Below are 21,059 nucleotides of genomic sequence, written 5' to 3'. Positions count from 1 at the left end.
GATGCGCGGGTTTTTTTTTACTCGCCGAGCGCTAAGTACAAGTAGACACGACAAGGAACTAAACCTATGAGCGAGCAAGTCATTATTTTCGATACCACATTACGCGATGGTGAACAGGCTTTACAGGCGAGTTTGAGCGTAAAAGAAAAGCTGCAAATTGCCTTCGCCCTGGAGCGTATGGGCGTTGATGTCATGGAGGTTGGCTTTCCGGTGTCCTCTCCCGGCGACTTCGAATCCGTTCAGACCATCGCTCGCAACATCAAAAATAGTCGTGTGTGCGGCCTGACCCGCTGTGTCGAAAAGGATATCGATGTCGCCGCGGAAGCGCTGCGTGTCGCAGAGGCTTTCCGTATCCACACCTTTATCGCGACCTCACCGATGCACATCGCCACCAAGCTGCGCAGCACACTGGATGAAGTGATCGAACGTGCGATTTACATGATCAAACGCGCACGTAACTATACAGACGACGTCGAATTCTCCTGCGAAGATGCAGGTCGCACACCAATCCCCGATCTGTGTCGCGTGGTCGAAGCCGCCATCAACGCCGGTGCTCGCACCATTAATATCCCAGATACCGTCGGCTACACCATGCCGCACGAGTTCGGCAATATCATCGCTTCACTGTACCAGCATGTTCCCAACATCGATAAAGCCATCATTTCTGTTCACACTCACGACGATCTGGGTTTGGCTGTCGGCAATGCGATGGCCGCGGTTCACGCAGGCGCTCGTCAGGTCGAAGGCACGTTGAATGGTATCGGTGAGCGTGCCGGTAACTGTTCACTGGAAGAAGTCATCATGGCGATCAAAACCCGCCATAACCTCCTGAATGTCCACACCAACATCAATCATCAGGAAATCTACCGCACCAGCCAACTGGTCGGCCAGATTTGCAACATGCCGATTCCGGCCAACAAAGCGGTCGTCGGTGCCAACGCCTTCGCTCACTCTTCAGGCATTCATCAGGATGGCGTGCTGAAAAATCGTGAAAACTACGAAATCATGACGCCGGAATCCATCGGCCTGAAAGAAGTGCAGTTGAACCTGACTTCCCGTTCTGGTCGCGCAGCGGTGAAACACCGCATGGAAGAGATGGGCTATCAGGACAGCGATTACAATCTGGACGATTTGTACTCCGCGTTCCTGAAACTGGCAGATAAAAAAGGTCAGGTGTTTGATTACGATCTGGAAGCGCTGGCCTTTATCAACCGTCAGCAGGAAGAGCCCGAATTCTACCGTTTGGACTATTTCAGCGTTCAGTCTGGTTCCAGCGTGATGGCAACCGCTTCAGTCAAACTGGTCTGTGGTGAAGAAACCCAGTCAGAAGCCGCAACGGGTAATGGTCCGGTAGATGCCGTGTATCAGGCGATCAACCGCATTACGGGTTATCAGGTTTCGCTGGTTAAATACCAACTGACCGCCAAAGGTCAGGGGCGTGATGCACTGGGTCAGGTTGATATCGTCGCGGATTATCAAGGTCGTCGTTTCCACGGCGTCGGTTTGGCAACGGATATCGTTGAATCTTCCGCGCAAGCAATGGTAAATGTATTAAACAACATCAAACGTGCTCAACAGGTAGAAAAAGAAATTCAACGTCTGCAACAGCACAATAACCAACAACAAAACGATAGCAAACAACAAAACAGTCAGGAAACAGTGTGATGACAAAGAGCTACCATATCGCCGTTTTACCCGGAGACGGCATTGGCCCAGAAGTAATGGCACAGGCCCACAAAGTACTGGATGCGGTACGTCAGCGTTTTGGTATCCGCATTACCACCAGTGAATACGACGTTGGCGGTATCGCCATTGACCATCAGGGCACACCGTTGCCGCAGGCGACCGTTGCGGGTTGTGAGCAGGCCGATGCGATTCTGTTCGGTTCCGTTGGCGGCCCGAAATGGGAACACCTGCCACCCGCAGAACAACCGGAGCGCGGTGCGTTATTGCCCCTGCGTAAGCACTTCAAACTGTTCAGTAACCTGCGTCCTGCACGCCTGTATCAAGGACTGGAAGCATTTTGTCCGCTGCGTAGCGACATCGCCGCGAAAGGCTTTGATATCCTGTGCGTCCGCGAACTGACGGGGGGGATCTACTTTGGTCAGCCGAAAGGACGCGAAGGTAGCGGTCAGTATGAGCGCGCTTTCGATACTGAGGTGTATCACCGTTTCGAGATTGAGCGCATCGCACATATCGCGTTTGAATCCGCACGTAAACGTCGCAGCATCGTCACTTCCATCGATAAAGCCAACGTACTGCAAAGTTCTATTCTGTGGCGCGAGATCGTCACAGAAGTCGCCAAAGCCTACCCAGATGTGAAGCTGTCGCATCTGTATATCGATAACGCGACAATGCAGTTAATTAAAGATCCGTCTCAGTTTGACGTGATGCTGTGTTCTAACCTGTTCGGTGACATTCTGTCCGACGAGTGCGCCATGATTACTGGCTCAATGGGTATGCTGCCTTCCGCCAGCCTGAATGAGCAAGGCTTCGGTTTGTACGAGCCTGCTGGCGGTTCCGCACCGGATATCGCGGGTAAAGACATTGCCAACCCGATCGCGCAGATTCTGTCGCTGGCGCTGCTGCTGCGTTATAGCCTGGGTGCGGATGATGCCGCAGAGGCGATCGAAAAAGCCGTCAATACTGCGCTGGCTGAAGGTTACCGCACCGCCGATCTGGCAAACGCCAACAACGCGATCGGAACCAGTGAAATGGGCGACGTGATTGCGCGTTTCGTGGCGCAAGGGGCATAACCATGGGTAAGACGTTATATCAAAAACTGTACGACGCGCACATCGTTCATGAAGCGCCGAACGAAACACCGCTGTTGTATATCGACAGGCATCTGGTACACGAAGTGACATCCCCGCAGGCGTTTGATGGCCTGCGTGCGATGGGTCGTAAGGTTCGTCAACCGGGGAAAACCTTCGCGACCATGGACCACAACGTGTCCACGCAAACCAAAGACATCAATGCCAGCGGTGAGATGGCTCGCATTCAGATGCAGGAGTTAATCAAAAACTGTGCGGAATTCGGCGTTCAGCTGTATGACCTGAACCACCCGAATCAGGGTATCGTTCACGTTATCGGCCCAGAACAAGGGATGACACTGCCGGGTATGACCATCGTCTGCGGTGACTCCCACACCGCAACACACGGCGCGTTTGGCTCACTGGCCTTCGGTATCGGTACATCGGAAGTAGAACATGTGCTGGCGACGCAAACCCTGAAACAGGGTCGTGCCAAAACCATGAAGATTGAAGTCACCGGTGATGCTGCACACGGCATCACCGCGAAAGATATCGTGCTGGCGATCATCGGTAAAACCGGTAGCGCGGGCGGCACGGGCCATGTAGTTGAATTCTGTGGCAAAGCTATTCGTGCACTGAGCATGGAAGGCCGTATGACGCTGTGCAACATGGCCATTGAGATGGGGGCGAAGGCGGGTCTGGTTGCACCGGATGAAACCACCTTCAACTACCTGAAAGGCCGTCAGTTCGCACCGAAAGACGCCAACTGGGACGCCGCTGTTGCCTACTGGAGCACATTGAAATCCGATGATGATGCACAGTTCGACACTGTCGTTACACTGGACGCCGCACAGATCGCGCCGCAGGTTACCTGGGGCACCAACCCCGGTCAGGTTATTGCCGTCAATCAGGAAATCCCTAACCCTGATTCTTTCAGCGATCCGGTAGAACGTGCTTCTGCGGCCAAAGCATTGGCGTATATGGATCTGCAACCCGGCATTAAACTGACCGACGTGAAGATCGATAAAGTCTTCATTGGTTCCTGTACCAACTCGCGCATCGAAGATTTGCGCGCAGCGGCAAAAATCGCCAAAGGGCGTAAAGTCGCCGCGGGCGTTCAGGCTATCGTCGTACCCGGTTCCGGCCCAGTAAAAACCATGGCGGAGCTGGAAGGGCTGGATAAAGTGTTTATCGAAGCCGGTTTTGAGTGGCGCTTACCGGGCTGTTCCATGTGCCTGGCGATGAACAATGACCGTCTGAACCCCGGCGAGCGTTGTGCCTCAACCAGCAACCGTAACTTTGAAGGCCGTCAGGGGCGCGCAGGCCGCACCCATTTGGTCAGCCCAGCGATGGCTGCTGCTGCTGCGGTGACGGGTCGCTTTGCCGACGTCCGCGAGTTGAATTAAGAGAGAAACCGACATGGCTAAATTTACTCAACATACAGGTCTGGTGGTTCCTCTGGATGCCGCTAACGTCGATACCGACGCCATCATTCCCAAGCAGTTTCTGCAAAAGGTAACACGTACGGGTTTCGGCCAACATCTGTTCCACGACTGGCGCTTTCTGGACGATGCAGGCCAACAACCCAACCCTGAGTTTGTGCTGAACCAGCCGCATTACAAGGGAGCAAGCATCCTGCTGGCGCGGGAAAACTTCGGCTGCGGCTCTTCCCGTGAGCACGCACCATGGGCGCTGACTGATTACGGCTTTAGCGTCGTTATCGCCCCAAGCTTTGCCGATATCTTCTACGGCAACTCGTTTAACAACCAGTTGTTGCCAGTAAAGTTGAGCGACGAAGAAGTGGACGAGCTGTTCAAGCTGGTTAACGGGCAGGAAGGTATTACCTTCACCGTCGATCTGGAAAATCAGGTCGTTCAAGCAGGCAGCAAAAGCTATCCGTTTGAAATCGACAGCTTCCGCCGTCACTGCATGATCAACGGGTTAGACAGCATCGGTCTGACGCTGCAACACGAAGCGTCTATCACCGAATACGAAAAGAATCAGCCTGCATTTTTGAACTGATTTAGCATCATTGATAACACAAAGCCCGCACGTTTTATTGCGGGCTTTTTCTTTTTGTGCGCCGGGCATGGCGCGTAGCGCCTTGACGGGCGCTGTCCGTTGACTGTAGTGGTCAAGGGGCGACTTGGCGGTGAAAGTCCTCTACACACCCGGCAAGGGGAAGTGTTAGCCGAACGGCAAGGGTGCCCACCGCGAGGTGGGATCTGAAGGAAGCTGAAGGCAAAATGCTGGCCTGACGAACAGGAAGCAGTTTAGGCGGCACAGCGGGGTAAGGTGGCAAATATCATCAAAGCCCAATACTTGCACAGAACGCTGTGACGTAAAGCTGACAGGCATAAGCAGGAAGGTCGCGCGAATTACCCCGGGAGGGCTGCACGTTTGCTTCAGGGCTACCGAGCGTCGAGAGGCGACGGGATGAACGTGCAGCAGTCAGCCGAAGCCGTAGTAGTGCTGCATAACTGGCAGCATGAAGGGCTGAACATGATTAACCGTGATTAGGACACCGATACTCGATGGGAATTAATGAGGCACAAGCGCAGAGCACTGCGGCCAGCGGCAGAGGAGACGGACAGTATCCGTCAGTGCTGCATGAGGGTGCTGAAATCCCCACGGCGGTCGGTGGGCAAACGAAAGCGGAAATGCCGTTGACGATGGAAACGGTGATAACGAGAGAGAACCTGATGCTGGCCTATCAGCGCGTGGTGGAAAACAACGGCGCGGCAGGGGTAGATAACCTGAAAGTGACGGAGTTGAAGCCGTGGCTGAAACAGAACTGGGCGAGTATCAGGCAGGCATTGATTACGGGCGCCTACCAGCCGCAGGCGATACGCAGAGTGGATATCCCAAAGCCGGACGGCGGCGTGAGAACCCTGGGTATCCCGACGGTAGTGGACAGGCTTATCCAGCAGGCGATAGCACAACAACTCAGTCCGGTCGTGGAGCCGCACTTCTGCGAATCGAGTTACGGGTTCAGAAGTAACCGCAATGCGTGGCAGGCAGTGCAACAGGCACAGCGCTACATACAAAGCGGGAAACGCTGGGTGGTCGATCTGGATCTGGAAAAGTTCTTTGACCGGGTGGATCATGACATTTTGATGTCACGTCTGGCGAGGCATGTCAGGGATAAACGGCTGTTGAAACTGATACGTCGCTACCTTGAAGCGGAAATGACGAACGGGTGCGAGACAGAGAAGCGAGGTAAGGGAATGCCGCAGGGCGGACCGTTGTCGCCGCTACTGTCGAACATTCTGCTGGATGAACTGGATAAAGAACTGGAGCGTCGAGGTCACAGCTTCTGTCGCTATGCGGATGACTGCAACATTTACGTGAGCAGTCGCAAAGCAGGCGAGCATATCTTTAGGGCAATCAGGGTGTACCTGAGAGACATACTGAAGCTAAAGGTCAATGAGCAGAAGAGTGCGGTGGCGCGACCGTGGGAGCGTAAGTTCCTGGGATACAGCGTGACACGGCACAAACAGACCCGACTGAAGATCGCAGGGAGCAGTGTCGAGAGGCTGAAGGAGAAGATCCGTAGCCTGACGACAGGGCACGCGACGAAATCAGTGAAAGGCGTAATCAATGAACTCACACCGATACTGCGAGGCTGGATGAGCTACTTCAGATACACGGAAGTAAAAGGAGTTCTGGAGAAGATTGACGGCTGGGTCAGGCGTAAACTGCGCAGTCTACTGTGGCGGCAATGGAAACGAACGTATACGCGAGCCCGAATGCTAATGCGAGCGGGCTTGTGTGAAAAGCGAGCGTGGAGGTCGGCGAGTAACCAGCGAGGAGCGTGGTGGAACGCGGGGTCGAGTCACATGAATGATGCGATAAAGACGGCGCAGTTCAGACGACTCGGCTTGATATCACTAGTGGAGCAGCAACGGCAGTTCCAGAGTTAACATGAACCGCCGTATGCGGAACCGCACGTACGGTGGTGTGAGAGGACGGCGGGAGTAATCTCGCCTCCTACTCGATTACATTAAGCGCTAAAGCAAGGCGGCAATGATATAGAACGCCAACATACTCAAAAGCACAGCGACCACAATATTTCTGATAAAAAATGAAATCACGATGCTCACCATCGCGCCGAGAAAATACGGATTATCAGGAAAAGCGCGGATAACGCCGTGTTCCATTAAAATAATCGGCCCACAAATTGCCGTGAGTAAACAGGGAGCTGAATACTTTAACGCACGATGCAGTAAAACAGGGATTTTTACCGGTACAGCGGGTTCGAGAAAAATATAGCGATTAAAAAACACGATCCCTGCCAGAACAAATATCAATAACCAACTCATTTTTCTTCCTTAAGCACGGACGCAATAAACACAGAGAAAAACATACCACCGACACCCGCAATCGCGATGGCACCTTCTATCTTGAAATAGGTCAATAGCATTGACAGAAGCAGGGAGAATAGGACACCAGAGAAGGTGCTGATCTTTTTTATCATCGGCACAACGATGGTAATGAACGTAGCAACGATAGAGTAATCAAGGTGATATTTATCCAAATCCGGCACAGATGACGCCATGACCACGCCAAGAATACTGAAGATATTCCAGAAAATATAAAAGGTGAATCCCGCACCAATTAAATAACTGGCACTGACATTGTTCTTCCTGTCTTTCTTTTCACTGAGTGCAAAAAGCTCATCGGACAATAGATATCCGATAGGAAGTCGCTTGCTTAATCTCAACGTTGAAACATATTCACGTAACGTCAGTCCGTAAATAAGATGCTGTGCGGTGATAAAGAAAACGGAGATTAATAACGTCACGACATTCGCGCCAGACATAAGCAGCCCTAGTGAGACTAACTGCGCTGCTCCCGCAAAAATAATCGCGGACATCCCAATACTTTGTCCGACAGATAATCCCGATTGAATAGCCATAGAACCAGCCAGAATGCCCCAGGGCACCACGGATAAACAGAGTGGAAGCATTTCAACCACGCCGGTCATAAAATGCTTCCACGGACTAACGGTGTCTTTTGATTCAGACGATGAACGGGTTACGGCGTTTTCCATATAACATTGCACTACCAGAAATAAATCGATAGCGAAAAACTAACAAAACGGTTTTTAATAGTATTGGATAAAGTTGCTTCCCCTCAGAATAGGGATAGCGTTTAGAGTGAATTACCCTTAGTAAACTCGCCCGGCGTCAATCCCAACGAATTTCTGAAATGGCGGTGGAAGTGACTCTGATCGGTAAAACCACACTGCACCGAAACATCGAGGATAGAGTGACCTTTACGCAGTAGATCTTTCGCCTTACGCAAACGTGCCTGGATCAAATAAGCGTGGGGGGTGATACCGACAACGGCTTTAAACTGCCGTAAGAAGTGCCATACGCTAAGCTCAGCGAGCGCTGCCAGTTCAACAAGAGCGAGTTCTCTCTCGGGATAGCTGTCCATAAAGGCTTTAACATTCAGTATATTTTGGGTCGCAACAGGTAGTGTCTGTGGCGTCAGGCGCGTCTTGCTATAGCGCATCGTCAGCCAGGTTAATGACGACAGCAGCAGCGTTTCTTTCAGTAACAGATTGCCCGGCTGAGCAAGCATATCGAAGGTCATGAGCAGTTGTTCCGCTAATCCTGGATCGTGCACCACCGCATCAGAAAACCACGGAATGGCATCTTTTGCGCGTTGAAGATCCTGATTAATTGAGCGAAAAAGGTCAGGGTGAGGATAAATAGCGCGATAGGCCCATCCCGTTTCTACCTCAGAACTCCCCGTGTGCACATCGTCTGCATTCACCAGAATGATGTCGCCTTTGGGCGCAACGTGCTCAGCACCAGAACGATAAAAGCGTTGAGCCCCCTGCTCAATCACGCTAATGCAATAGGTATCATGCACATGACGAGGAAAACGCTGCTGGTAGTACTGCGCCTGCAACATATCCAGACCACCGAGTGCCTCCAGGTGTCTGAAATGTGTCTGCTCTTGCGCAACCAGCTTTTTATGCACGCGTTAACCCTCTTGTCATTTGTACAAAATTGCTCAGACAGAGAAGAAAAATAGGCGATCTTCATCATCCAGAAACGGTGTACCTGTTTCACCGATTCTATCAGAAACGGATTAACATCCCCATGCTGGAAAAAACAGCGAAAAAAAACCAGCGAGAGAACTCGCTGGTTGGTGAAACATCACCATTACTCAGAATACGTTTCCTCACACCACCTAGAACCAATGACGGTATTCGTCGTCGGACATGTCTTTCAGGTGCCACTGCGTCGCCTGCTGTAGTAATGCAATGCGCTGTTGGGTAGACATCCACCGCAACCACTTCGCTTTACAGGTCGATAAGTAGGCTCGATAGAACTGGGACAAACGGGAAATTGCCATAAGCCACCTCCTCTCTTTCCTTGTTAGAAAGTATCGACGTAATATAGGGAAAGATAAATTGATGACTTTAGTGCAGGGAGTTCCTCTTTTATGTCTTCCCCTCGATTGCAACAACAGTTCATCCGCCTGTGGCAGCACTTTCAGGGGCAAACCACCGACACCACACTGCAAGAGCTGACCGGTGTGTTGAATTGCTCACGCCGCCATATCCGCTCGTTATTGAACGCCATGCAACAAGCAGGCTGGCTCATCTGGCAAGCCGAAGCCGGAAGAGGAAAACGTTCGCAACTTTCCTTTGTGTATACCGGATTAGCGCTACAACAGCAGCGTGCCGAAGATTTGCTGGAACAAGATCGTATTGAGCAACTGGTGCAGTTGGTCGGTGACAAAGAAGCGGTGCGCCAGATGCTACTCGCCCACCTTGGACGGAGCTTCCGGCAAGGAAAGCACATTCTGCGCATCCTCTACTACCGCCCGTTACACAATTTATTGCCCAGCTCGGCACTGCGACGCTCGGAAATGCACATTGCGCGACAAATATTCAGCGGACTCACCAATATAAATGAGGAAAATGGGGAACTGAAACCCGATCTGGCTCATCACTGGCAGAGTTTATCTCCTCTGCACTGGCGCTTTTATCTGCGTCCGGCCATCCGCTTCCATCATGGTCGTGAACTCACGATGGACGACATCACCACATCGTTATCGCGCCTCACCTCGCTTCCGCTCTTTTCCCATATTGAGGCCGTGACCTCACCGATGCCGTTTGTGATTGATATCCGCTTACACAACCCAGATACGTGGTTGCCGTGGCTTTTAGCCAGCGTACACGCCATGATCCTGCCACAAGAGTGGCAAACGCTGCCGAATTTCGCCCAACACCCGATTGGCACCGGCCCTTATGCCGTGGTGCGCAATAACAGCAGCCAATTGAAGATCCGCGCTTTCGATGACTATTTTGGCTATCGGGCGCTGATTGATGAGGTCAACATCTGGGTCCTACCGGACGAACCGGAAGAAATGCCCGTCTTCGTTCAGTTCCAGTCCGACAATTCTCGTCACGAACAGTTGGAAAGTAGAATGGAAGAAGGCGGTTATTTCCTGTTGTTCGACAAACGCTCGCCGCTGAACAAGCGCCCAGAGACTCAGCAATGGCTCAGGCAGGTATTTAATCCTATTTCGCTGCTCAACCACGCCAATATCAGTAACCAGCGCGACTGGTCACCGGCCTATAGCCTGCTACCGCGCTGGCATCATCATCACCCCGATACGCCACAGTCCATACCCAAAGGACTAACCGACGTCACGCTCACGTTCTATCAGGAGCACCCAGAATACCGGATATTGAGCGAGATTATGCGTACGCTGCTGGCGCAGCAGGGCGTCACGTTGCATGTTCAGACCATCAGCTACGAAGATTGGTATCAGGGTAATGCCGAAAGCGATATCTGGTTTGGTAGCCTGAATTGTTATCTGCCGCTCGAATTCTCTCTGTTTGCGATGCTCTATGAGCTGCCACTGGTGCAACATTGCCTGAACGACGACCTGGATACCGACGCACAGCAGTGGCGTAATAACACACTCTCAATGGCAGAATGGAGTGAAAAACTCATCAAAAGCGGGCAACTGCATCCGCTATTGCATCACTGGCTGCAACTTCAAGGGCAGCGCAGTATGCGCGGCGTCAGGATGAATATGTTGGGCTGGTTTGATTTTAAATCCGCCTGGTTTGCGCCGCCGGAACGCTGAGAGCCTTTCGCTGCCCGACTTAACCCTTTACAATGTGCCGTTCTCAACGGGGTGCGGAAAATTTTTCGCTGAGAAGATACCCGTCGAACCTGATCCGGTTAATACCGGCGAAGGGATTTGAGAGTGCGGCTTATTGCTGCCTCGAAGTCCTTTGCCACCCTATGATTCTCAGGAGTGCAAAGTGTTAAATCAATTATTACACCGTTCAGCCACCGTGCTGAAAACCAGCCTGCCTTGTCTGTTACTGCTCTCAGCATCCGCTTTCGCCAAACCTGCGCTTACCGTTTATACCTATGATTCGTTCGCTTCCGAGTGGGGTCCAGGCCCCGTCATCAAGACCGCGTTTGAAAAAGAGTGTGAGTGCGAACTGAATTTTGTCGCACTGGAGGATGGCGCATCGCTGCTAAACCGCCTGCGTATGGAAGGCAAAAACAGCAAAGCGGACATCATTCTGGGACTGGACAACAACCTGTTGCAGGCAGCGGAGCAAACCGGCCTGTTTGCGCCACACGGTCAGGACACCCGTGCGGTTACGGTGCCGGGCGGCTGGAGCAATAAAACCTTCGTTCCTTACGACTACGGCTATTTCGCGTTTGTGTATAACAAAGACACGCTGAAAAACCCGCCGAAAAGCCTGCATGAACTGGTGGACAGCAATGCACCGTGGAAAGTGATCTATCAGGATCCGCGCACCAGCACGCCGGGGCTAGGTTTGTTGTTATGGATGCAGAAAGTGTACGGCGACGATGCGCCACAAGCCTGGCAGAAGTTGGCGAAAAAAACCGTTACCGTCACCAAAGGCTGGAGTGAAGCCTACGGTTTGTTCCTGAAAGGGGAAGCGGATCTGGTGTTGAGCTACACCACATCGCCGGCCTACCACATCATCGAAGAGAAGAAAGACAACTACGCCGCAGCGACCTTTAGCGAAGGACATTACCTGCAAATCGAAATCGCCGGGCAGTTGGCTTCCAGCAAAAATCCCGAGTTGGCAAAACGCTTTATGCAGTTCATCCTGAGCCCAACCTTCCAACAGGCTATCCCGACGACGAATTGGATGTATCCGGCGGTGAAAACCGACCTGCCTGCGGGCTTCGCGACGCTCGCCGTGCCTGAGAAAGCCATGCAGTTCAGCGCACAAGATGTTGCCGACCAAAGGACGCTGTGGATTCAGGCATGGCAACGCGCCGTCAGCCACTAATCGGCGGACGTCTGTGGCCGGGGCTGCTGGCCACCACGCTGTTAATTTCCGTTGCCGTACTGGCTTTCGGCGCACTGTGGATACAGGCGCCCGAAAGCCAGTGGCGCACGCTATGGCATGACAGCTATCTCTGGCATGTCATTCGGTTTACCTTCTGGCAGGCCTTTCTCTCTGCGCTGTTTTCTACCGCTCCAGCCATTTTCCTTGCCAGAGCGCTGTATCGACGGCGCTTTCCCGGCCATCGCTGGCTGTTGCGCCTGTGCGCGATGACGCTGGTGCTGCCCGTATTGGTAGCCGTTTTTGGCCTGCTCAGCGTTTATGGCAGACAAGGCTGGCTGGCCTCTGCGCTGGGCTGGTTTGACCTGAAATACACGTTTTCGCCCTATGGGTTGCAGGGAATTTTGCTGGCGCATGTGTTCTTCAATCTGCCGCTGGCAACCCGACTGCTATTGCAATCCTTAGAAGGTATTGCCACCGAGCAGCGCCAGCTAGCCGCCAATCTGGGTATGAACAGCTGGCAGCATTTCCGTTTGTTGGAATGGCCCGCCCTGCGCAGGCAGATTTTACCCACTGGCGCATTGATTTTTATGCTCTGCTTTGCCAGTTTTGCCACGGTGCTGTCGCTGGGCGGTGGCCCGCAGGCGACCACCATTGAGCTGGCTATTTATCAGGCATTAAGCTTTGATTACGATCCGGGGCGCGCGGCACTGCTGGCGTTAATTCAGATGGTCTGCTGTCTCGGTTTGGTGCTGCTGAGCCAGCGGCTGGGACGGATTCTGCCCGTTGGCAGCACACAGCAGCTTGCCTGGCGTAACCCGCAGGATAGCGCCTTAAGCCGCCTCACCGACGGCCTGCTGATTGGTGCGCTGTTGCTGCTGGTCGTGCCTCCTTTGCTGGCCGTGGTGGTCGATGGTGTGAACCGCTCATTGGTTTCCGTCCTGCAACAACCTGTGCTCTGGCAAACGCTGTTTACCTCACTGCGCATTGCCTTAGGCGCGGGACTCCTGTGTCTGGTGCTAACCATGATGCTGCTCTGGAGCAGTCGCGAGCTCAAGCTACGCCAAAAGCCACTGTTCGGGCAGTTGATGAACCTGAGCGGTATGCTCATCCTCGCCATGCCGGGCATTGTGCTGGCAACCGGCTTTTTCCTGCTGCTGAATAACAGCATCGGGCTACCGCAATCCCCTTACGCACTGGTGGTGTTCACCAACGCGCTGATGGCCATTCCGTATGCGATCAAAGTGTTGGAAAACCCAATGCTGGACGTTGCCGAGCGCTATAACCGACTCTGTACGTCGCTGGATATTCACGGCTGGCAGCGGCTAAGGCTGATCGAACTCGCCGCGCTGAAACAACCGCTCGCGCAGGCGTTGGCTTTTGCCTGCGTGCTGTCGATTGGTGATTTCGGCGTCATCGCGCTATTCGGCAATGAGCAGTTCCGCACGCTGCCGTTCTATCTGTACCAGCAAATCGGTTCCTATCGCAGCGCCGACGGCGCAGTCACAGCGCTGTTGTTGATGCTGCTGTGCTTTATATTATTTACCCTGATTGAGAAACTGGCAGGCCGTCATGATCGCGCTTGAGAAATTGACCTACTTTTATCAACACTTGCCCATGCGTTTTGATTTTCACGTCAAACCGGGCGAGCGCATCACCATCCTCGGCCCCAGCGGTGCGGGGAAAAGCACGCTGCTGAATCTGGTTGCGGGCTTCCTGATGGCTGACAGCGGGGAATTACGACTGAACGGCGAATCTCACCGCGAGACGCCTCCGGCTAAACGACCAGTTTCGATTCTGTTTCAGGAAAATAATCTGTTCCCTCACCTGACGATTGGGCAGAACATCGCGCTGGGGCTGCACCCCGGCCTGCGGCTCAGTACCGCACAGCGTGAAACGCTACAGCAGATCGCCGATCGGGTGGGTTTGGCGGATCTGCTGGATCGTCTGCCCTCGCAGGTTTCCGGCGGGCAGCGCCAGCGCGCGGCATTGGCACGCTGTCTGGTGCGTCATCAGCCCATTTTGCTGCTAGATGAACCGTTCTCGGCTCTCGATCCGGCGCTGCGTCAGGAGATGCTCGATCTGGTTGAAAGCGTGTGTCAGGAGCGTGAGTTCACGCTGTTGATGGTGTCGCACAATCTGGATGACGCCATGCGGATCGCAAAGCGCACGGTGCTGATCGTGGACGGACAAATTTATTATGATGGATCGACTCAGGCGCTACAGGATGGCAGCGCCGAAGCGTCCACCATCCTGGGAATTTCACGTCCGTCTTCGGATTGAAGAATTAAGGCAAAGCCTGATAGCGCAAGTTGCTGAACGTGACGGCGCCCTCGCCTGAAGCATACAGGGCAGGCCGCAAACTGAGAAAGTCATACGCGACGTTGTGATGATAACCGGACACTTCCATTTGCACCGGATATTTCTCCCACGCTCCCTGATCCGAGGTGCGGGTGTAAAACGTCACGATATGGCGATCGTTTTTCATCCGAATTTGCACCTCATTACCCGTGATATGCGGCAGTTTCTTCTCCGCCCTTTCCAGCCCATAGCGGTGCATGACGGTGCCATCCTGATTAAACGACAGCCCAACGTACAGCTTCGCGTTATAGAACAGCAGTAAACCGGCCTGCGCTCCTAGGGCAAAATTCGCCGTGACTTCAATCTGATAAGCCTGATCGCCGGGGATCATCGTCAGCGGCGCGCTGTCCTTCGGCGACGTGCCTTTTGCTTTCAGGTGCAGCTTGCCGTCTTTAAGCGTGACCCGCTTCAGCTCTTCTGCATTGGCGCGGTAGAAATGCCAGCGGGCTGGAAATTTCTCGTCGGTAAAGCTATCAGACCAGCCGATGCCATGAGGCACTGCCTCGCCGCCTTCCGGCTTGCGAATCGGTTTGCCGGTATCGAATCCAGCGGATGTAAACCAGCCATCATCACCCCAGACGATCGGCTCCAGCATCGCCTGCCGCCCCAGTGTCATAAAGCCGTTTTCATAACCGTGGTACACCATGTACCAGTTTTTATCCGGCCCTTCGATCAGCGTCGCATGCCCGCGCGACCACCATTTCTCTGAACGATCCTGTGTGCGGATAATCGGGTTATGCGGCGAGTTTTCCCACGGTCCGTTGATCGATTTCGATCGGGCGGCAATCACCATGTGTCCCGTTGGCGGCCCAGCCGTTCCACCTTCCGCCAGCACCATGTAGAAGTAATCACCGTGGCGCAGCATTTTTGGCCCTTCCTGCGAGAAGCTTTCCACATCCCACTCTTCCGGATATTGCCATCCCTGATAGACCACTTCCATGTCGCCGACCGTCGACAGCCCGTCATCAGTTAACTGCACGCGATTGCCGCCAGACATAAAGATGTAACGCTTACCATCTTCTCCTACCACATGACCGGGATCGCTGGCCGGATTTTTCAAACCGATATCTTTCGGCGGCGTCCACGGGCCATGAATATCATCAGCAGTGATCACATACAGCGTTTTCTTTTTCGTCCCTTTGGCGTCAATAATCCGGTTTGTAGTGAAGTAGATGAAGTATTTGTCGTTATGCTTCACCAAATCCGGTGCCCAGATGGCATCAACGGGCGTCGTGATCGCCGGGCTTAGTGGTTCCCAGTTCACTAAATCGCGCGAGTGCCAAATCAGCAGTCCGGGGATGTCGTCAAAGGACGAAAACGTCATGTAGTAATCAGCGCCATCCTTGATAAGGGTGGGATCGGGGTGATCGCCCGCAATAATTGGATTGAGATAACAGCCATTGCCCAAATCCGCCTGACGCTGCTGTTCAATACCCCGCATCCATTCGTTGGCAGGGCCAGCCTGACACGCTATCGCCTGGCCAATACCCATTGCCATCAGTAAGATACCGCTCAATACACCTTTCCCTACCACTCGGGAAACACCCATTTGTCACCACCCACTATCCCAATGATTATTTTGTAATTTATAACATTGAAACCCTGTTCCAATTGTGAAAGTAATCACGCTTCTCTCGGTTATACGGCGAAAAATCAAGCGGTGAAATTTTCAATATACTGTGACCAATTCGACATATTCAGTTTTTATTCCTTGTGGGTATTGTGTCTTTTTGTACTGCTGTGCTTATATGAATTGACGATTGATTATTCATTCGAACACAACACTCAACCATAAATAACTCGAACATAAATAGGATTCCCGTGACGCACTACTCTTCTTCCACTTCAGCACTACTACACACCGCGCATGTTGACGCGGTCGTCGTCGTGCGCGTGGTCGTCGTGGTCGTCGTCGGCAGCGCGCCGTAACGGGTTCCGAATCGAAGATTCTCAAACCCCGCCGGCGCCAGCCGAGCGGGGTTTCTTGTTTCTCCCCTCCCCGCTCCGACACTGCACCGGCTCTGATGAAGGATGTAAACATGCGTTATACAGGCGCTCAGTTGATTGTTCGGCTGCTCGAACAGCAGGGCATCACCACCGTAGCGGGTATTCCCGGCGGCGCAGCTCTGCCGTTATATGATGCACTGGGTCAAAGTAAAACGATTCGCCACGTTCTGGCACGCCACGAACAAGGCGCGGGGTTTATGGCACAAGGCATGGCGCGCGCCAGCGGGCAAGCCGCCGTTTGTATGGCCTCCAGCGGCCCGGGAGCGACGAATCTGATCACCGCCATTGCCGATGCCAAACTGGATTCAATCCCGCTGGTGTGCATCACCGGTCAGGTACCTTCCAGTATGATCGGCACCGATGCGTTTCAGGAAGTCGACACCTACGGCATCTCTATCCCCGTCACTAAGCATAATTATCTGGTGCGTGACATCACCGAACTGCCGCGCGTGATCCCAGAAGCGTTTCGCATCGCGCAGTCGGGTCGTCCCGGCCCTGTGTGGATCGATATTCCAAAAGATATTCAGAATGCGACCATTGAACTGAGCGAATTGCCGGACGTCTTTCCTCTCGATACGCCACCCGCTATCACCCAGCAGGAAATCGAGCGTGCTGCGGCCATGATCAACGCAGCTCAGAGTCCGGTGCTCTATCTCGGCGGCGGGATTATTAGCAGCGTCGCGCACGAACAGGCGGTTCAACTGGCGGAACGTTCCAGCCTGCCAACCACCATGACACTGATGGCACTGGGTACGATGCCTGTCGATCATCCCCTGTCGCTGGGTATGCTGGGTATGCACGCCGCACGATCAACCAATCTGATCTTACAGCAAGCGGATTTGTTAATTGTGCTGGGGGCACGTTTTGACGATCGCGCAATTGGTAAAGCAGAACAGTTTTGCCCGAATGCCAGCATCATTCACATCGATATCGATCCGGCCGAACTGGGTAAGATCCGCCAGCCACACGTGGCGATCAATGCCGATGTCGCGCAAGCACTGGATCAGTTGCTGCCGCATATTGCGCCGCAGCAGCGTGACGTATGGCGTGCCACCGTCCGTGGACTGCAACAGGAATTCCCGTTCAACATGCCGAATGCTGACGATCCGTTAAGCCATTATGGTCTGGTTCAGGCTACGGCGCAGGCGCTGACGGATGATGCCATCATCACGACCGATGTCGGCCAACACCAGATGTGGGTGGCACAGTCTTATCCGCTGCGTCGCCCACGTCAGTGGCTGACATCCGGCGGGTTTGGCACGATGGGCTTTGGCCTGCCTGCGGCGATTGGCGCGGCGCTGGCTGAACCCGATCGCACCGTGGTGTGTTTCTCTGGTGATGGCAGCCTGATGATGAATATTCAGGAAATGGCGACCGCAGCAGAAGAAGGGCTTAACGTAAAAATTGTCCTGATGAACAACCAGTCACTGGGTCTGGTACATCAGCAGCAGGATATGTTTTTCCAGAAGCGCATCTTTGCTGCCGATTACCGTTACAGAACCAATTTTCTCGCGATTGCCGCAGGTTTCGGCTTTGCAACCTGCGATCTGAACGCCGCCGCCGATCCACAGGCCGCCCTGCAAGAGGCGCTCAATCAGCCGGGTCCTGTACTGATCCACGTACTTATTGACGCCAATGAAAAAGTGTTACCCATCGTGCCACCGGGTGCCGCGAACATCGATATGATCGGAGATTAATGACTATGTCAACTCAGCCAACTTCAAATCAGGTCACGCTAGAACTCTCCGTGCGCAACCACCCCGGCGTGATGTCACACGTTTGCGGTCTGTTTGCCCGCCGGGCATTTAACGTAGAAGGCATTCTGTGTATGCCACTGGCAAACGGTGAGGAAAGCCGGATTTGGCTACTGGTTAAAGATGACCAGCGGCTACAGCAAATGATCAGCCAGGTAGAAAAACTGGAGGATGTCCTTCAGGTTCGTCGTCACGGTGAAGAAATGCGTATTTTTGAGCAGGTCGCCGAATTTTACTGTTAAACGGCGTGGCCGGGTCTTCCCCGGCCTGCCCAATCTTACCCGTTTAACACCTGCCATAGCAGGTGACGGTAAACCGGCATCAGCGGGTGCTGAACCAGTACGATCGACAAAGCAACCGCCGCTACGGACATCACGGGTGCGACCCAACGCAGGCGTCTGAGCGGCATCTTTCTGCTAAACCAATCATGATGTTTACGCTTATCGCTGCGCCACCAGCGCCAGTTTAACCAGCCTGCGACCCATACCACGATGGCCGTTGCCAGTAATAACCACTTAAAGCCCGCACTGTTCGTCCCAGCGGGAATATCAATCGCAACCCCAGCCAGAATACCGGGTAAGAAATAGGCCGGAGGCCACAGCAGGCAGCCGATGATATTCGGCACAGCAAATTTATAAGGCGGTAACCCCAGCATCCCCGCCACCATCGGAATAAGCGGACGAGTCGGGCCGACAAAACGCCCAATCAATATTGTCGGCATTGGGTGTTGATACAGGGCGTATTCGGTTTTATTCAGTAACACCTGATATTTTTTCAGGAAAGACCAGTTATGCAACGGTGCCTTAAAACGTATACCAATAAAATAGGAAATCCAGTCTCCTAGCAGACAACCGATAATCCCAGCCGCCCACGCTGGGTATAGCCCCATTTGTCCGCTGCCAATCAGCGCCCCCAGGGTCGCCATCATCACCGTGCCTGGCAACAACAGCCCCACCAGAGCCAACGACTCCAGAAAAGCAACCAGCATGACGGCGATCAGTGAATACGCGAGTGATTGGGTAACCAGATGATCCAGCCACGCTTCCATGAAACCTACCCGTTCTTTATAAAAACAAAGATTGTCTGGATCATAGCAGAAGCCGTCAACTCCTGATTGCTGGTCAATTCTTTTGCACCGACAGGCATCAACACTTATGATAGCGGTCATTTTTTACCACTGTGCCGCACTGCCACTATGTTTTTTAAACTACTCAATCATTTCGGATTACGACGTCTTATCCTATTACTGGCAGTGGCAAGCGCATTAGTGACGCTGGCGAACGGCTTTTATGCCAGCTATCGCGTCCAGCGAGAGCTTCTGATTGATAACACACTGGAAGCCAATCGCGTCTACGCCGCCAAACTCGCGGCAATGACCCACACTTTCTTTAAAGAATCTCAGCAGCAGTTAGCCTACAGCGCAAACATCGTTGCCTCCCAGATGGATGACAAGACCAGCCTGCTAAAAGAAGCTGACCGCCTGCGGCTACAGACCAGCAACTTCAATTCTGTCGTCATTGCCGATGAAAAAGGTATCGTCAGAGCCACGTCACCCGATACGTTCCAATTAATCGGGAGAAACCTGACAACAGATGGCGCACTCGACGCCTTGAAAGAAAAACGGCCCCTCATCAGCCAGCCCTATATGTCTGCCGCCGATAACTTTATTGTGCTGATATCGACGCCGATCTTCACACGGGATGGACGTTACAAAGGGTTTATCGGTGGATCGATCTATCTTAAGCAGCCCAGCGTTCTTAATACGCTACTAGATAAACACTATTACCGTGACGGCTCTTATATTTATGTCACCGATAAAAGCAGAAGGATGCTGTATCACCGCGATATGGAGCGTATTGGTAAAGTAGAAACCAACGATCTGAAGATCGATGCGCAGCGCGAAGATAATGGTAGCCAGCATATGGTTAACTATCTGGGCGAAAAAATGTTAGCAGGTTACGCCGTGGAATCTACCTCACAATGGGAGATTGTGGCGCTTCGCCCAACGGGTACCACGCTGAAACCACTGGATGGGCTGATGCTGAACGTTCTGCGTCACACGCTTCCTCTCGCGCTACTCACGATCTTGTGCGTCTGGCTGCTGGCTCGGCTCATCGCGCAGCCTCTCTGGCTACTGGCACGCAGCGCCAATAAGATGGATGCGACGGACGTTTCCGACGATATCAGAAACATCCACTCCTGGTATTTTGAAGCCTCTCAACTCAAGCAGGCAATGTTGCTGGGTATCGATTTATTGCAGCGCAAAATTGGTAAGTTACGCTCCGAGGCACACTCAGACCCGATGACCGAACTGCTCAATCGCCGCGGGTTGGATAGCGTTCTCCGCTACTGGCAGATGGGACAAAAAAGTTTTGCGGTCATCGCGCTTGATATTGACCGCTTCAAACGCATCAATGACACCCACGGCCACGACGTAGGGGATACCGTCATTCGCTATCTATCACAGCTTATTCGCACCAGCTCGCGCGATGCTGACATTCTGTGCCGCAGCGGCGGTGAGGAATTCCTGATACTGCTGCCCGAAACCAGTCAGAATGAGGCTCTCAATATTGCTGAACGATTACGCCAACGCACGCAGGAATCCACCATACCTGTCGTGGGCAATATCACCATCTCATTAGGTGTTGCCCTGTGGGAACCGGGCACCAGCGATATGTCGATCGAGCGAACGTTCAAGCTTGCGGATGAAGCCCTATATCAGGCTAAACAGGAAGGCCGCAACCGCGTGGCTTCAGCCCCCAGCGGCGAGCAGTAATCCCCCCCCCTCTTCTTTATAAATAGGTGATGTCGCTAGATACTGGACATCACCTGTATAAATAACCATACTTAGCACGACCACCCTTCTTT

General features: G+C 53.1%; 19 protein-coding genes and 1 riboswitch. Of the genes, 13 read left to right on the top strand and 6 right to left on the bottom strand.

Annotated features, from left to right (window positions below):
* Positions 1 to 66 precede the first annotated feature (66 nt).
* The 5 genes from leuA to ltrA all read left to right on the top strand — a co-directional run bounded on the left by leuA (position 67) and on the right by ltrA (position 6,676).
* Entirely contained in the window at positions 67 to 1,665 is a 1,599-nt protein-coding gene (gene leuA / locus AACH44_RS02995; protein WP_261849030.1) for a 2-isopropylmalate synthase, read from the top strand.
* On the top strand, positions 1,665 to 2,756 hold the full coding sequence (gene leuB / locus AACH44_RS02990) for a 3-isopropylmalate dehydrogenase (protein ID WP_338659499.1): 1,092 nt from the start codon (positions 1,665 to 1,667) through the stop codon (positions 2,754 to 2,756). The genes leuA and leuB overlap by 1 nt, the downstream gene beginning before the upstream one ends.
* A gap of 2 nt (positions 2,757 to 2,758) precedes the next feature.
* Positions 2,759 to 4,159, top strand: a complete 1,401-nt coding sequence (gene leuC, locus AACH44_RS02985) for a 3-isopropylmalate dehydratase large subunit (RefSeq protein WP_338659498.1) — start codon at positions 2,759 to 2,761, stop codon at positions 4,157 to 4,159.
* A 13-nt stretch (positions 4,160 to 4,172) separates the two neighbouring features.
* A complete protein-coding gene (leuD, locus tag AACH44_RS02980; protein WP_338659497.1) occupies positions 4,173 to 4,775 on the top strand; it encodes a 3-isopropylmalate dehydratase small subunit in 603 nt (200 codons plus the stop codon).
* A gap of 512 nt (positions 4,776 to 5,287) precedes the next feature.
* Entirely contained in the window at positions 5,288 to 6,676 is a 1,389-nt protein-coding gene (gene ltrA, locus AACH44_RS02975) for a group II intron reverse transcriptase/maturase (RefSeq protein ID WP_338659228.1), read from the top strand.
* An 87-nt stretch (positions 6,677 to 6,763) separates the two neighbouring features.
* Here the strand turns inward: ltrA and AACH44_RS02970 are convergent, their stop codons facing one another.
* The 4 genes from AACH44_RS02970 to sgrT all read right to left on the bottom strand — a co-directional run bounded on the left by AACH44_RS02970 (position 6,764) and on the right by sgrT (position 9,125).
* Positions 6,764 to 7,075, bottom strand: a complete 312-nt coding sequence (locus tag AACH44_RS02970; RefSeq protein ID WP_261849026.1) for an AzlD domain-containing protein — start codon at positions 7,073 to 7,075, stop codon at positions 6,764 to 6,766.
* A complete protein-coding gene (locus AACH44_RS02965; RefSeq protein ID WP_338659496.1) occupies positions 7,072 to 7,806 on the bottom strand; it encodes an AzlC family ABC transporter permease in 735 nt (244 codons plus the stop codon). Before AACH44_RS02965 ends, AACH44_RS02970 begins: the two co-directional genes overlap by 4 nt.
* 101 nt (positions 7,807 to 7,907) lie before the next feature.
* Complete coding sequence (locus tag AACH44_RS02960) at positions 7,908 to 8,747, bottom strand: AraC family transcriptional regulator (RefSeq protein WP_261849024.1); 840 nt, start codon at positions 8,745 to 8,747, stop codon at positions 7,908 to 7,910.
* A 213-nt stretch (positions 8,748 to 8,960) separates the two neighbouring features.
* Complete coding sequence (sgrT, locus tag AACH44_RS02955; RefSeq protein ID WP_010299720.1) at positions 8,961 to 9,125, bottom strand: glucose uptake inhibitor SgrT; 165 nt, start codon at positions 9,123 to 9,125, stop codon at positions 8,961 to 8,963.
* Positions 9,126 to 9,215: 90 nt separating this feature from the next.
* Between sgrT and sgrR the strand changes: the two genes are divergently transcribed.
* The 4 genes from sgrR (at position 9,216) to thiQ (ending at position 14,352) form a co-directional block, all read left to right on the top strand.
* Positions 9,216 to 10,874, top strand: coding sequence for an HTH-type transcriptional regulator SgrR (gene sgrR / locus AACH44_RS02950; protein ID WP_261849023.1), 1,659 nt, complete (start codon positions 9,216 to 9,218; stop codon positions 10,872 to 10,874).
* Between the two features lie 37 nt (positions 10,875 to 10,911).
* A riboswitch (TPP riboswitch) is annotated at positions 10,912 to 11,008 on the top strand.
* Between the two features lie 80 nt (positions 11,009 to 11,088).
* Positions 11,089 to 12,072 (top strand): thiamine ABC transporter substrate binding subunit, encoded by a 984-nt coding sequence (thiB, locus tag AACH44_RS02945; protein ID WP_338659597.1) that lies wholly within the window; start codon positions 11,089 to 11,091, stop codon positions 12,070 to 12,072.
* Positions 12,048 to 13,655 carry a thiamine/thiamine pyrophosphate ABC transporter permease ThiP gene (gene thiP / locus AACH44_RS02940; protein ID WP_338659495.1) on the top strand — a complete coding sequence of 536 codons (1,608 nt, stop codon included), beginning with the start codon at positions 12,048 to 12,050 and terminating at the stop codon, positions 13,653 to 13,655. Before thiB ends, thiP begins: the two co-directional genes overlap by 25 nt.
* A complete protein-coding gene (thiQ, locus tag AACH44_RS02935) occupies positions 13,642 to 14,352 on the top strand; it encodes a thiamine ABC transporter ATP-binding protein ThiQ (protein WP_261849021.1) in 711 nt (236 codons plus the stop codon). Before thiP ends, thiQ begins: the two co-directional genes overlap by 14 nt.
* Before the next feature lie 4 nt (positions 14,353 to 14,356).
* On the opposite strand, the gene AACH44_RS02930 is transcribed toward thiQ, so the two are convergent.
* A complete protein-coding gene (locus tag AACH44_RS02930; protein WP_338659494.1) occupies positions 14,357 to 15,979 on the bottom strand; it encodes a family 43 glycosylhydrolase in 1,623 nt (540 codons plus the stop codon).
* A 272-nt stretch (positions 15,980 to 16,251) separates the two neighbouring features.
* On the opposite strand from AACH44_RS02930, the gene AACH44_RS21160 reads away from it, so the two are divergent.
* From AACH44_RS21160 to ilvN, 3 genes are all read left to right on the top strand, one after another.
* On the top strand, positions 16,252 to 16,359 hold the full coding sequence (locus AACH44_RS21160; protein WP_072012954.1) for an ilvB operon leader peptide IvbL: 108 nt from the start codon (positions 16,252 to 16,254) through the stop codon (positions 16,357 to 16,359).
* 110 nt (positions 16,360 to 16,469) lie between these two features.
* Positions 16,470 to 18,134 (top strand): acetolactate synthase large subunit, encoded by a 1,665-nt coding sequence (gene ilvB, locus AACH44_RS02925; RefSeq protein ID WP_261849019.1) that lies wholly within the window; start codon positions 16,470 to 16,472, stop codon positions 18,132 to 18,134.
* A gap of 5 nt (positions 18,135 to 18,139) precedes the next feature.
* Positions 18,140 to 18,433 (top strand): acetolactate synthase small subunit, encoded by a 294-nt coding sequence (gene ilvN / locus AACH44_RS02920; protein WP_201877942.1) that lies wholly within the window; start codon positions 18,140 to 18,142, stop codon positions 18,431 to 18,433.
* Between the two features lie 35 nt (positions 18,434 to 18,468).
* Here ilvN and AACH44_RS02915 read toward each other — a convergent pair whose 3' ends face one another.
* Positions 18,469 to 19,239, bottom strand: a complete 771-nt coding sequence (locus tag AACH44_RS02915; RefSeq protein ID WP_261849018.1) for a DedA family protein — start codon at positions 19,237 to 19,239, stop codon at positions 18,469 to 18,471.
* A gap of 147 nt (positions 19,240 to 19,386) precedes the next feature.
* Here AACH44_RS02915 and AACH44_RS02910 point away from each other — a divergent pair, with 147 nt between their 5' ends.
* A complete protein-coding gene (locus tag AACH44_RS02910; RefSeq protein WP_261849017.1) occupies positions 19,387 to 20,967 on the top strand; it encodes a sensor domain-containing diguanylate cyclase in 1,581 nt (526 codons plus the stop codon).
* The last annotated feature ends 92 nt before the right edge of the window (positions 20,968 to 21,059 follow it).

Source organism: Pectobacterium araliae (assembly GCF_037076465.1).
GTDB lineage: Bacteria > Pseudomonadota > Gammaproteobacteria > Enterobacterales > Enterobacteriaceae > Pectobacterium > Pectobacterium araliae.
Note: the sequence above shows the minus strand (reverse complement) of the source record. Positions and strands in the feature narration are given on the sequence as shown.